Source organism: Streptomyces sp. NPDC088354, from assembly GCF_044753585.1.
Taxonomy (GTDB): Bacteria; Actinomycetota; Actinomycetes; order Streptomycetales; family Streptomycetaceae; genus Actinacidiphila.
In genome coordinates, this window is record NZ_JBIVNJ010000078.1 from 1 (window position 1) to 13858 (window position 13858).

8 protein-coding genes are annotated in these 13858 nt (G+C 66.0%); 2 read left to right on the forward strand and 6 right to left on the reverse strand.

Annotation, left to right across the window (positions count from 1 at the left end; translation table 11 throughout):
- Positions 1-775: 775 nt before the first annotated feature.
- Both ACIP98_RS40650 and ACIP98_RS40655 read left to right on the forward strand, forming a co-directional pair.
- The gene (locus ACIP98_RS40650) at positions 776-1021 is read left to right on the forward strand and encodes a hypothetical protein (protein ID WP_401981662.1); all 246 of its coding nucleotides are present in this window, start codon (positions 776-778) and stop codon (positions 1019-1021) included.
- A 56-nt stretch (positions 1022-1077) separates the two neighbouring features.
- Positions 1078-2015, forward strand: a protein-coding gene (locus tag ACIP98_RS40655) for an IS5 family transposase (RefSeq protein WP_401981679.1) whose coding sequence is annotated in 2 segments (ribosomal slippage) — positions 1078-1443 and positions 1446-2015 — 936 coding nt in all. Because the reading frame shifts where the segments join, the coding sequence is not laid out codon by codon here.
- A 2238-nt stretch (positions 2016-4253) separates the two neighbouring features.
- Here ACIP98_RS40655 and ACIP98_RS40660 read toward each other — a convergent pair.
- The 6 genes from ACIP98_RS40660 to ACIP98_RS40685 form a co-directional block, all read right to left on the reverse strand.
- Complete coding sequence (locus ACIP98_RS40660) at positions 4254-4820, reverse strand: Uma2 family endonuclease (RefSeq protein WP_401981665.1); 567 nt, start codon at positions 4818-4820, stop codon at positions 4254-4256.
- Between the two features lie 382 nt (positions 4821-5202).
- Positions 5203-5412: a hypothetical protein gene (locus ACIP98_RS40665; RefSeq protein ID WP_401981667.1), complete on the reverse strand. Its 210-nt coding sequence runs from the start codon at positions 5410-5412 to the stop codon at positions 5203-5205.
- Positions 5413-5671: 259 nt separating this feature from the next.
- A complete protein-coding gene (locus ACIP98_RS40670) occupies positions 5672-6568 on the reverse strand; it encodes a protein kinase (RefSeq protein WP_401981669.1) in 897 nt (298 codons plus the stop codon).
- 63 nt (positions 6569-6631) lie between these two features.
- Entirely contained in the window at positions 6632-12802 is a 6171-nt protein-coding gene (locus tag ACIP98_RS40675) for a hypothetical protein (protein ID WP_401981672.1), read from the reverse strand.
- A gap of 8 nt (positions 12803-12810) precedes the next feature.
- Positions 12811-13146, reverse strand: a complete 336-nt coding sequence (locus ACIP98_RS40680; RefSeq protein ID WP_401981674.1) for a hypothetical protein — start codon at positions 13144-13146, stop codon at positions 12811-12813.
- Positions 13147-13289: 143 nt separating this feature from the next.
- Positions 13290-13646, reverse strand: a complete 357-nt coding sequence (locus tag ACIP98_RS40685) for a transposase (protein ID WP_401981676.1) — start codon at positions 13644-13646, stop codon at positions 13290-13292.
- Positions 13647-13858 lie beyond the last annotated feature (212 nt).

Consider the following 13858-nt stretch of genomic DNA (forward strand, 5'->3'; position numbering starts at 1 on the left):
TTCGTCGTCGAGGACGGCCGCTACCTGTCCGCCCGATGGCCGGGCGACGCGTATCTGTTCGCCCGCCGCTACCTCGCCCTCCTCGCCCGGGGCACAGCGGCCTGAGGTCCAGGATCCGCCTGCGCGGCGGACGGGGTTCGTGGTCATACTTCTCAAGCGTCCGTGATGTTTGCTCTGAGGTCGTCGGGTTTGCACGCCGAACCTCGACGCCCCATCCCATTCTGCCTCGCAAGGCGTAACTGGCAACTAGCATTTTCGTATCCGCCACTACGGAACGTGATCGGTCGACATCGTCCTTGCCCTGAAGGGCGAGGATTCCTGATTCACGTGGGCCGGGGACCAGCGGTCCACCAGCGCTTACATGATCGGCACCAGCCGGGTTGAGACCAGTCCGGACCCGGACAGGCTCCGCATGGCATGCTCGGCAACGCTCGTCTCCGCGGTCCCCGCGATCGGTCTGGCGCAGAGAGCCGTCTCACCCGACAGGTCTGGATCCCGGTCAAATGGGTGCGGGCGCAGACCACATCACCGCCGCGCCAGGTTCTTGTGCCTGGATGGGTTGGTTGCTCAAGTCGCCCAAACCGGGCAGTAGCCACCTGCCATCAACGACGAGATCCGCGCCAGGGACCGACTCGGTCCGCAATCGCTCTCCCTCGCTCGGCGTGCTCGCGGTCCTCGGCGTTGCAGATGTCTTGTCCTGGATCGCTTTCTTCACTGCCGACTGAGTCGACCTTGGCAGGGCATTGAGGACCGGCCCTACTCTCACTCATCGCCGATGGACCGCGCCGGTCTTCGATCCGGTGCTGGCGATGGTCAGCGTGATGCAGTCGTGAAAAACGCGACCTCTCGCCAGGCCGCGCACCCCGTGTGGGCAAGAATCGACTCGAAATACATGCTCGGCCTCGGCCTGGAAGACACCGGCTTCAATTGCACGCCACTGGCGGGGTTCCGTGACCAACGCCTGACCTGCGGGCTGAAGGAGAAGTTGGACCTGCCGTTTGGAACGGCTGACCGGAGCTAGGTGCTGTTTCTCGGATCTCCTGACGTGATCATGTGTGTGGGTTGACGCTGTTCAGCATGGTTGGCCGTGGAGATCTGACGAATGCGGAGTGGGAGCGGCTGGAGCCGCTCCTGCCTCGTGGTGGTGCGCGTGGCGGTCGGTGGAGCGAGCACCGGAAGGTCATCAACGGGGTGCTGTTCCGGGCCAGGACGGGGGTGCCGTGGCGAGACCTGCCGGAGCGCTTCGGGCCGTGGGAGACGGTCTACAAGCGGCATCGTCGCTGGTCGGCGGACGGTACGTGGGACATGTTGCTGGCGCGGGTGCAGGCGGCCGAGAACGCCGAGGGCAGGATCGACTGGGAGGTGTCGGTGGACTCCACGACGGCCCGGGCCCATCAGCATGCTGCCGGCGCCCGTAAGGCCGCTCCACCCGTGATTGCTCCTGAAAAGGGGCTCCCCAGCGGGGCAAACCTGGGCGATCCGGTGCTGGCGAGCCTGTCCGTCCGCCTGGCGGAGGTGGTCAGGCAGGCGAGTGCTTAGGCCGTTCGCGCGGCGGCTTCACCACGAAGATCCACCTGTCGGCCGACGGCCGGTGCCGTCCGCTGTCCATCGTTTTGACGCCGGGTCAACGCGGGGACAGTCCGCAGTTCGAGGCCGTGCTGGACAAGATCTGCGTGCCGTGCGTCGGGCCTGGTCGACCCCGCAACCGGCCGGACAGCGTCAGCGCGGACAAGGCCTACAGCTCCCGCAGCAATCGCCGCTACCTGCGGCGGCGCAAGATTCGGCACAGCATCCCCGAGCCGAAGGACCAGCGGGCCAACCGCCGCAGGCGCGGCTCGGCCGGCGGTCGGCCGACCGGCTTCGACAAACAGCGGTACAAGAAACGCAACGTCGTCGAGCGGGCGATCAACCGCCTCAAGAACTTCCGGGCCGTGGCCACCCGCTACGACAAACGCGCCTACACCTACCTCGGAACCGTCACCGTCGCATCCCTGGTGATCTGGCTCCGCACATGATCCAAGAAACAGGACCTAGTGCCGCATCAGGCAACGTTCGGCCCGTCGGGTGCGGCCTGGCAGATGTCTGGGTTGCGGGTCCGCACCCGCACCAGTGGTCCGTCAGCCTGCGGTAGGGGCCCCGATGGTGCCGTGTCCTCGCTCACGCCGTCCTCCTTTCGCTTTCCAGTTCGGTTCCCATAGTGGAACCGAACGGGCCTGCTTCGCCTGCCCGGTGTCCCCCAGATCCGCGCGGTCCGCGCGTGGGGTGTGTGGGGCGGGGTGGGCGTTGAGCTGTCTGTACGCGCCGGTGCGACCCCCCAGGTCCCCTGCCGGGCACGGGGTGGGGCGCGGACCGTCGGATGCATGGCGGATGTACACAGGGAAGTGACGTGCGCAGGGGGCTGCGAGCTGACGGGGCCGGCGGAGGCCATGACCGAGATGGAGGGCGGTGACTACCAGTGCGACGAATGCCTGGGAACGCTGATCGACCGCGCTTGGGTCCGGTGGCCGTGGAGAACACGATGCCGACACGACCGGTCGGGGATCCTCAGGAGGCTCCGCACCGCCGGGCGGGCTGACCTGGCGGGCCCGGGACCGCGTGGCAGGTCACCGGTGATGTTCACCGTTCCGGTACTCACCGCCTGCGTCTCGGGGGCGGTGAGTACCGGGGTGGGGGCCGCCGTGCGGGGGGCGTGGGGGCCCTGCTGCGCACCGGACGGCGACGGTGACGTCGGGGCGCAGTATTCATGCAAGCTCACTGCCGGGTGGTGAGGCCGGGTGGCACGCCCGGCGTGCTCGGGTGGCCACCCCGTTGGAGGCACTACCGGTGCGGTTTGGCGGTGGCGGTGAGGGAAGCCGTCGTCACCACTTGGCGGTGCGCACTCGCCCTGCGGGTCTCGGGGGCGGTGAGTGCGCGGGGCTCCGCCTGGATTGCGATGGCCTGGCGGGGCGCCCTGGGGTGCACACTGGCGTCGACGGCGGTACCGGTGTGCCCCCTTCACTGAAGCCGACTGCCGACTGCCGACTGTCGGCTGTGGGGTGGTGCGGCGTCGTCTGGTCGGCGGTCACTCCGTTGGCGGGTGGTGCGCCGGGATCGGGTGCCGGTGGTGCGCGTTCATACGCGCTTTTGGGAGGTGGTGCGCAAGCGAATGTGGGGGTGCGGCAGGCTGGGGTGATGGAAGATGCGCGATTCGTGGTGCACGACCTGTCCGGCAGCGGCGGGCGGCTGGCAGCAGTTCCGTCGTTCTGATCGGCACTAGCCGGTATCGAAAATCCGAAGCACATCATGAGCGCCACTAAGAAAACGGAAATCAACTTGACCCATGCACGTCTCATTTAAACGCATCCCAAACGTAGGCGAAGTTGCGAATTAAATGCTATCCAATTTCAAGTCGACGCAATCGAGCCGTGAGAGTAATGTCTAAAACACCAGGAAACCCGAAAAGCCGCAAATGGAATATGTTGACTCCATTTTTGGCTCAAATGGCCTCCGAATTTAGCCAGCTCACGTCGACGCGCTGCTTGACCGGCGTCACAGTGGCATAGATATGCCAATACGGCCCTGGTGTTGCGATCTCTCGCACCCACGACAGCATGGTCGCTTGCTCGATAACGTCCCACCCCTCTGAAACAGCCGTTGACCAGTGACAACGCACCAACGATCAACTGAGCTCTGGAGGCGGGCCTCCAGGTCACCCGAGACAAGCAGCTGGCGGTCGAGGACCGATGGCGGCTGCTCGTCCCTCTGCACCGGGCCGGACAACGTCGCGCCTCTGGTCGCGCCTCCGGTCGCGCTCCTGGTCGCGCCTCTGGTCGCCCTCCTGGTCGCGTTCCTGGTCGCGCCGGGACCACTCTGCGAAGGTGGAGAAAGACCAGGTCAAACCCTGTTTTTGAAGGATCTCGGAACGCCGACTACTTCCCATACGGGGTGTCCGCTCCCGTCGGAGTCTTGGAAGGCGTCTGAGGGCAGTACCGACCTGCTTCCGCCGGGTCCCGGCGCTCCCGCACGTAGTGGGCCGTGCTCGGCGGCGGGGTAGCGCCGACGGGTGCCTGGACCGTTGCCTGGACAGGTGTCCGGACCGTTGCGCCGAGCGGTGCACCGAAGGTGGGGGCAAGCCCTGCCAGGTCCGGGCTGTCGTCGCAGGTCGCGGCCCGTGGGCAAGCCTCCGCCCCGCGCCGACACCTCCTCCCCGCGATAGCCGGGGAGGACGCCCATCACCCAGCGGCGCGACCGCGCACCCGCACCCGCCACACGACCTACTGTCGCGCGAGTCCGGCCGGGTCGATGTCCACGGGGAACGGCGCTGAGACCCGGGTGGTCGTACCGGCAAGCGCGGTGGTCTTTTCTACATACCGGCCGTTGTCCAGTTCGCTGATGATGAGCCGCGGCGCTGGTTCGAACTCCAGACGCCAGAAATGCGGGATGGCGGCCTCCGCATACAGCAGGGGCTTGACCTTCCGGTCCATCGTCTTGTTGCCGGTCGAGACCAGTTCGACCACGAGCAGCACGGCGTCGGCATCGAGGTGGACCCCGTCGTCCGCGGTCGCGGCGGCGTCGACGACCACCAGGTCGGGCACCACCAATCCGGACGGCAACGTCACGTTGATGGCTTCCAGGACCTCAACCGGTTCGCCGGCGGCTCGGGCCGCCGCGTCCAAGATGTTGGCCAGGCGCCGGGAGGCTCGCTGGTGGCGGAAGCCGGGGGCGGGGGACATCACGAGGGACTCCCCCAGCAGCTCGTAGCGGGTCGTGCGGTCCTCGGGCAAGGCCAGGACTTGTTCGACGGTCCACGGCCCCACATGATCAGCGGTTGCAACGCTCACGCTCCCGGTCACCTCCTCGCCTTTACTGTCTCCAGTCTGACCCAGCAACCGGGGCGCTGTCCGCCAGGTTGCCTCGCAGACTCAAGTGTGCCCCAGGGGCAGGATTGCGACGAGCGACCGTTGCCCCGAATCGGCAAGGGTAAAGTCATCATCGCTTCGCAGCACGGCAGGCACCCGACATCGGCCTGCCAGCCCTCGCCCCTGGCCGCGCAAGCCAGGGGCGAGGACCTTGGGGGGGCGGAACAGGCAGACACGCCGGATTCAAGTCCCGGTGTCCCCGGACGTGAAGGTTCGACTCCCTCCACCCCTACCCAGCAGCCAGTACCGGCTGCCGCCCTTCAAAGCGGTCATGGAAAGACACCTCATGTGCGGGGAAGGGAAGTCACAGGCCGGAATCTGATATTCCCTGCACGAACTGGCCTAGAGCATTCAGAATTCCCTGCCCGACTGGAGTCGGGGCAATCAAAATCCCCAATACGATGACGATAACCACCGTGAGCTTCTCATCAAAACGGCTCCGGGCTTCTGTGCGACGTCGTAGGCGCAGCAGGACGATGAAGGCCAGCAACACGGCCACGTTGATGGTCAGCAACTCGTGCCAGCCCTCCCCCGTCCGTACCCCTTGCGGCCGAACGCCGCCCAAGCCCTCCTATCTATCCCGACCTGGGAAGCTCTGGGCTGCTATCGCCCACAATTGGCTACAAACCGTGGCTGCGTAGGCCGAATCCGCTACGCAGCAAGCTGCCAGCCCGTCGGCCTGGCTGCAGGGGGGCGGCTCAGGTCGCCGCCGGTAGTGTCACCGCTCTCCGGGTGCGGCCGGTTCACCGTGGGGGTGTTTGCCCGGCCGCGCCCTACCCCTTGGGCGGGCCCCACTTGCCAATGTGTACCTCGACGAAGACGTCCCCCGCCTCGCCCCCGTTCTTCCCAGGTGTGCCCAGTCCTTTGAGCCGCAGTCGTTGTCCAGTCCGTACACCGGCTGGGAACCGGATGCGGTACGTGCGCACGTCCTTGATCTGACCGGCGCCTTGGCATCGGGTGCATCCTTCCGAGCCGTTGCCGCTCGTTCTTGACGCGCAGGCGGGGCAGGGCTTTCGGGTGGTCATGCGCAGCGGGATGACTACTCCAGTGGTCGCTTCCTCCTTGCTGAGGAGGATCTCGGTAGTGGAGTCTTGCCCGCGGCTCGGGGGGTTTTCCCCGAAGTAGCGTTCGTCGATCTCGTGAAGTCTCTCCCAGACGTCTGCGGCGCTGGCCGGGCGTTCGGCCGGGTCCTTGGCCAGGAGTTGGGCCACAATCTTGTCCAGCTCCGGCGGGGCGTCGGGCCGTGGACCACTGAGGGGGGCCGGCTGTTCGTTCAGGTGCTGATTGACCAGGTGCCAGGAAGTACCACCGAATGGCCGTTGGCCGGTGACCATCTCGTAGAGCACGCACCCCAGCGAATACAGGTCGGACCGGTAGTCGAAGGTGCCGGAGAAACACTCGGGAGCCATGTAGGCGGGAGTGCCGATAAGGACACCAGTGGTGGTGATGGCGTGCCGGACATCACCACCCTTGGTGATGCCGAAGTCGACGACTTTCGCCGTGCCGTTGGCCCGGACCATGATGTTGGACGGCTTGATGTCCCGATGTGTGAGTCCCATGTCATGCGCGGCCTCCAAGGCGTCCGCGACACAGCCGGCGACGAACAGAGCCTTCGGCAGGGGCAGGCTCCCAGCTTCCAATACGACGCTGAGCGGCTTCCCGGGAAGCAATTCTGCAGAGACTTCACTGGGAACGCTTCGCGCTCTTGTCGAGTCTTTTCGGGTGGTTCAGCATCAGTGCGGGAGATGTTGATGGATCACAACAGCGGAAGCGGGGGCCGGGACCGACAGTTCGTGACCAGTTTCGGGAGCCCACTCGGCAGCGAGGACTGGGGGCGGCTGTTCCGGGGCGTACGCAGGGGCGGGTACGGGGTGACCGCCGCGGCCGAGCCCGGCCAGCAACCGGTCCAGCGCCGCCGGGGAAAGCCCCAGACCTGCCACCGGGAACACCTTCTCCGGGAGCAGATCCATCTCCGCACGAACACTGGCAGGTACCTCAATACCCCCGATACGTTCCAGATCCCCGGCAGTGACCCTCATCTCCCGCACCACCGGATCATCAACAACCAAACCCGGAACCAGAACAGAAGCAGGCGCCGAGACGGAAGCGGGCGCGGGGTGGTGTCCGGTCGCCCCATGCGTTCCCCCACTGCGGCCAGCCAAGGGGTCGGGATTCAGTGCTTCGGCCTGCTCACTCCACGCACCCGGCACGCTGCCCCCGCCGTAGGCGGCGGCATCCGCCACAGCTACCGTACGGGGGCCGGGAACGGGATGCAGAGGCCTGTCTCGTCGTGCCGGTGCTGGCGGTGTCTCCGCAGGCCAGGGAGGCACGGGGCCGTCCGGTGTGGTGGTGGGCGTGGCCCCGCTCGCCCTGGCCGGTTTCATCGTCAGGGCATTCGCGGCAGGGATGGCAGACGCCGAGTCCGTCGGGGAAACCGCAGACGGCTGAGGCTGGCCGTAGGTTTCCAAAACGCCACGCACACGCTCATACCCCGAAGAGCCCGGCTCCAGCAGACTCAGCCGCTCACGCAACAGCTGCTGATTGAGCCCGTCACTCACCTGCGTCTGGGTGAGCGCTGTCCACACCTGCGGACTGCCGTTCCGCCCCGTGGCAGGACCCGCGCCACCCGCAGCCGCACTGCGGGGTGCATGAAACTCCTGCATAGGACGGGCGCCAGGCTGCTGCCCAGCCGCATCTGCACGACCCAGGGCTCCAACCGCGTTCATCTCATCAGCGCCCGCGACCTGTTCACTGCCAAGCGCATCTCGTCTCTGACGCCAGCCGTCAATGAGAATATCGAGGAACTGAGCCCTCAGAGGGGCGCGTATCCTCATATCCGCGTTATCGGTGAAATAGCAGGCTGCCGCCTCGGCGATGTCCTCATGCGCATTCGTTGCACCGTATTCACTTACCGGCCGCTCCTTGACTTTGAATGCGTAGTACACCCGCTTTCCTTCATGATTCCAGGTCCCCACCTCGCTCACGAAACCTGGCAATTCGCCGTTCAGCTGTTGACTAATACGTTCGGCCGCGCACTCGAGATCTTCCCCGTTCCTGAGAATAAACTCGCCAGGGAATCTTTCATGCAATCCCGCTACCGCCATCGCATGCCGAGGCCACCATTCCTGCAGGCTATCCAGATCACGCAGATAGTAGTAAATCGATCCTTCGAAATCCTCTGCGGGATCAGCCGATGGCCCGCGATAGCTGGGAGTGGGGGGTTCGACGAGGTCCCAAAAAGTCTTCTGGAAGTCCTGAAGGGCATAGTCAAGGACGCCATGGGCGATTTCATGGGTAGCAATCCACTCGGGCGAGGAATTCATCCCCAAGGGAGAGGAATTGTACAAATTTACCAGTTTGAAGTTTTTGTAATAAGTACCGCCGACATCCTCCGAAAGTCTGTTTTCGGAAATTGAATAATTTACCGCACCAACCGTCTTCACTTCCTGCTCGACCACGCTGCGACTGGAGGTTGCGCGCTCCTCTCCCAGAATCGGCGCATAATGCTGTAGCGCTTTACTCAATGCCCGAACGTTCCGTAGGGACCACTCTCGCGGCCGCACGTTGGCCAATATTTCATCAGGAGCACTTGAGTTTACCTGTTTAACGACTTCAACTCCGGCGTCGGAATCCAATCGAATCCCATACTTGGCGGAAATCTCTCGTACCAACGTGTTTTTATCGCGCTCTTGCACGTATTTCAGTCTGGCCTGCGCTGTGGAGAGTTGCGCCCTGGCCTTCCGCACCGACTCTTCCGAATGGAAGTAGGAGACGGCCAGTTGTCCAGCCGGGCCGTCGCTTCGGCTAAACGCCCGCAGCAGGCCAGTGCGTTTGCTGTTGGCATCCAGCAAAAAGCGCGTTGCTTCCGTGACGGCTGAATTCGCATGATCTTCTGTCGCAGTGTTCTCCACGCTGTCCGTGGGGTTCGCTTGCGGAAGCGAAGCACCGATGGTCACCTGCGCCCAGCGGTCCACCACCGCAGCTAGCAGCTTCTCGGCGCGTCGAAGCCCTCCACTCTGCACACTGTCGGCGGCAGCCGATCTGATGCCGTTGTCTTCCTCTTCCAACCATTGGTCGTGGATTTTCAGGGAGTTCGTCCACTGCTGCCGGGCCTCCTTGAGGGCTACTGCTACCTCATCAGCCTCGGCCCAGTCCTCGTCGGAGGCATCCACGAAATCCATATCCTGCAGCAAGGAACGGTCTTCGGCCACAGCCGCCCAGCGGTCCACCGCCGCAGCCAGCGCGACCTCGTCCTGCCGTACTCGCTCCTGCGCGTGCCGATACGACTCGCTGTCCACGCTGTAATGCCGCCCCAGCTCATCCCGGAACATCGTGCCAGCTCTCCATGCCAGCCAGGCATAGGTGAGTTGCTCCACCAGCACCCCAGCATCGTCGGCCGGCGCGTCATCGGGAGGTGCGCCGCCCGGCAGTCCCAGAGCTTTCCCGCGGTTGGCGATGCGGCCAGCGATCTCGTTGGCGATAGCCGGTTCGTCACGCTGGGCAAGGTAAGGCGGCAGCTCCTCGTAGGCCTGGGCTACTTGCTCGCGGCTTACAGTGTTGTGGCGGCGGCTGTCGGTGTTGGCCGGGTTGGGGAGCCAACCCAGGCCCACTAGCTGTTTTCTGACTGTGTGGTAAAGCGACTCCATGTCCCGGTCGCTCGTGTCGCGCGCGAGATGGTCCTGCCGAGCGAGCACGATGTCGGGACGCAGAGGCTGGTCGCGTTGTGCGGGTGCTGGCGGTGTCTCCACAGGCCCGGGAGGCACGGGGCCGTCGGGTGTGGAGGACATAGCGGCGGACGTGGCCCCGGTCGCCCCGGCCGGCTTAATCGTCAGGGAATCACCGGCAGAGACGGCAGACGTCGGATCCGTCGGGGAAACGGCAGACGGCCCAGGCGGGCCATGGAACTCGCCCCCGTCCTCACCCGACCGGTCACCGACGCGCGCGGTGCCAGTCGCGTCCGCCGCGTCAGGTTGGTCAGTGATGTCCGGTACCGGGTCGACACCAGTGGTCCCCAAAGCCCCGGGAACATTACCGACCCGGCTGCGAGTGGGCGGCTGTGGAGTCTGCGAGGAACCGCCCTCAGCCACGGCCGCGACCGGGCCGCCCCGCGAACCCACAGCCGAACCGCTACCCGGCCCCGGACCTGCACCAGTGCCGATGAGCGTGGCGCCCCCCGCCCCGGCCGTACCCGCACCGTTGCCTACCCCGGGTGCTGTGCCGGTGCCCGCGCCGGGTGCTGTGCTGCTGTGCGGCGCGGGGGCGGAGGAGACGGTGCTGATCCCACTGTCCGGACCCGTGCCGGCCGGGCCGAGCCCGGCTCCTCTCCCCGAAACTCCGGACCCGGTGTTGCCTTCGGTACGCACCCGTGCCGCGCGGGTGCCGGGTTCGGTGACCAGGCCGTGGACGCCGGGTGAGGTGTGGTCCGGCCCGCTGGTGGACTGGGTGCGGATGGTCAGCGGGCCCCGGTCGGGGGCGTGGTCGGGGGTGGGGGTGTCATGGCTAGTCGGCGGGAGATCGAGGTAGCGGCCGATCTGGTCGGCGTACCCGGCGGGGGTGCGGTGTTCGGGGTGTGCTGTGCCAAGGTCGATGGTCAGGTGCGGCCGGGTCCCGGGCCGGGCCGGCGCCACCGTGACATGGAGACGTTCACCGGTGGGCAGCAGGTACCGGGGCGTGTTGAAGGCCTGCTCCACACCGGCCGCCATACGGTCCCACTCCACCTGGCGTTCGACGTCCGTGACAGCCCCGGCGTGCAAGAAACCGACATCCACCGTCACATCGACCACCGGTTCACCGGCATAGGAGAAACGCCGCACATCGACACGCGAACCCGCCGCGCCGGGGACATCTGCCGGGACCGGAGCAGTCCACGCCTGCGAGCGCGACACCGGCGCGGCTTCCCGCGCCGCCTGCCACCCCGGCGACGCCGACAACGACTGCGGCACCCCCGAACCAGCAGACCCCGCCACCGGCCCGACGCCCTGCACACCCGCCCCGTCCACCGCCCCCACCACCCGCGGGAAACCGGCATCACGCGGCAGGCCGTCGGACCCAGCCCCGGCAGCATCCCCCACACCCCCCACACCCGCCGCACCCGCCGGCTCCAACCCGCCAGCACCATCAACCGTGCCAGCAGCGTCGACCGTGCCAGCAGCACCAGCGGCACCGGCGGTGCCAGCAGCACCGGCGGCATCGGTGGCATCGGTGGTGCCGCTGGTGCCGGTGGTGGGTGTCGCGTCGCCGGTGGCCGGGCGGCTGGACTGGTCCGTGCCTGGGCGGGTGTGCTGCGTGCCACCCGCGGTGCCGGCCGGCTGACCGCCACGCGAACCACCCTCCCCACCCGCCCCCGTACCCGCGCCGGTACCGGAAGAGGCTGCCGTACCCGCGCCCGCGCCGGTGCCGACAGGGGTCGCCGTGCCGGGGCCGGAAGCAGTCGGGGTGCCGGTGTGGGTTGCCAGGCCCGGCGAGGACGACGTGGACACCGACGGCCTGCCCGAACCCGAACCCGTGCCGGTGCCGGTGCCGGTGCCTGCCGTGGTGGTGCCTGTGCCTGTGCCGGTGGCTGCCGTGGTGGTGCCTGTGCCTGTGCCGGTGGCTGCCGTGGTGGTGCCTGTGCCTGTGCCGGTGGCTGCTGTGGTGGTGCCGTGGGGGACAGCCCCGGACTCGGCAGGGACCACCGCCGCGGGGGCATCCGCCCCCGCCGGAATCTCACTCGTACCGGTCGTCCCCGTGAACACCCCCCCACCACCAGTAATAGCCGGCAACGGCCCGACACCCGTACCCCCGAGGATTCCCCTGCCCTGCCCCGCACCCGACGCCCCCGCCCGACCACCCGCCGGGACAACACGATTGAGATCACCGAAACCGAACCGCGCAGCAAACTTGCTGCTCAGATCAGACGCCATGACGAACATGCCGCCCATCACAATGGAACTGACAACAGCCCCATGAAAAGTATCGAAACTGAAAGCCCACCTGCCGTAGAAAGCCCCGTTGACCACGACCTCGGTAGCCGACTCCGCAGTACCCTCCGAAAGGCCCTCGCCCACCAAGGACCCGCCGACCCGCACAATCCGCCCACCCAGCCCCGGCTCCGACCTCGGCCTCGGCCTCGGCGGCGTATCAACCTTCGACGTCACATCACGAGGAACATCCTTCACATGACCCGGGCCAGGCCCGCCCCCCGGACCGTCCCCATGCCAGCCGAAACGCTTCCCGATCTTCTTCATCACCGGACCGAGCGCGCCATGGAACATGCCGGTCAGCCCACCGAAAATGCCATCCTGAATGATCTGGCGCACATCGAACCCGCCGGGCCTGCGCCCCTGCGGCGCAAACAGAATCATCCCCAGACGCACGATGAACGTGGTGAACGCCTCGTCGAAAGCCTCCGACAGACTCGGCATCAAGTGGGCTTCCTTGGCGAGCCGTACCAGGATCTCAAAAATCGCGACCCGGCTCCGCGCCACGGCCGCTTCGCTCTCAGCAGCGGCCGACCCGCCCGTGAAGAACGCCACCACGGCGATAATCTGCAACTCGAGGAGCAGCCGAACCAATTCCGCGATAATCTGGGCCTTCGCCTCCAGAATCTGCGTGGAGATCTGCACCCGGCCGTCAGCGACCTCATCCAACTGCCGGGCAAGGTCCCGCAGATAGTTGACACCGCCGTCATCAATGAACAACCGCATACTCTGCACATACGGCCGGGCTGCCGCCGGCGGCAGCGAACGCCCCACCACGCCGACAGACTGCTCGATCAGGTCCGACAGCTCATGCAGACTCCTGGAGAGCTCCTGGAAAGGTATACGACTGCGATTTGCCTTCTCCTCGTCCGCCTCAGGCATACCCGTACCCAATACAATCCGGATAAGGATATCGAGCTGAGGCGAGACGCGGATACTACTCATCTAAACCATCAACGCTTTCCGCCGCGACGCTTGGCTTCCTCAATGGAATCCAACACATCATTCTGCGTACCACGAATATTCCTGAGACTGGCCGTAGTCCCATCCGTGACACCGATCAGAGCCTCAAAAAGCGCACCACCAGTCCTCACCACCAACTCCCGGTCCCGCTCCTCAATCGCCTTGAACTGCTTCGCCATATCGTCATCCTGCCCCGGCCAGCCAGCAGTCTCACGAATATCCTCATCGAACCTGCGCCGAAGCTCCCCCGCAATCCTGGCAATCTGTTCGATATACGCAGCCCCCCGCGCCAAATTCTCTGGCTGCGCAAAATACTCATCACCCACAGCAGATCACCCCTCCCCATCCTCATGAATCTCATCACGCAACCTGCGCGACGAAAATCGATCCCTCACAACCCCAGCCCCATCACCACCCGGCAACTCCGGCACAGCCTCACTCCCACAAGTAAGAGGCTCAAACCTCTCCATCACCCGACGAGGCATCGGCCCTGCGCCTCGAGCCCCATGCATCCCCACCCCCACAAAACGCCGGCAGCCTCACATCCAAAATACCAGCCACCCCCACCTTCCATATCCCAGCAAATACTGTCCCGCGTCAAGTCGGCGACTTGGGCATCGAGTTGCTGTTCCCGGCTGCTCGGGCCGGACCTCCCCGCCGCCAGCCCGGCCCGGCCGGACTCCAGGAACTGGCGCTTCCAGTTCCCGACCGACTGCTCGGACACCTTCGCCCGCCGCGCGGCCTCGGCAACGGTCATCTCACCGGCCAGGATCGACAGCACGATCCGGACCTTCTCCTCCGGCGGCACCGCCGGCGGTCTCACCATGATCGATCAGACTCCTTCACGAGACAGGACCCGCAAGAAACGAGCCCTGGCACAAAGTCTGACGCGCGACAATACACACACACTCAATAGCAACCGGAAGCTCCCCCACATGCCCAAGGCAGGGCTTCGGCGTAGTCGCGTGACGCCCGGTTCGTGACGATCTGCCAGCTCGGCGGTGCCCCGGAACGTGACAGGCACGGCTTCCAAGATCA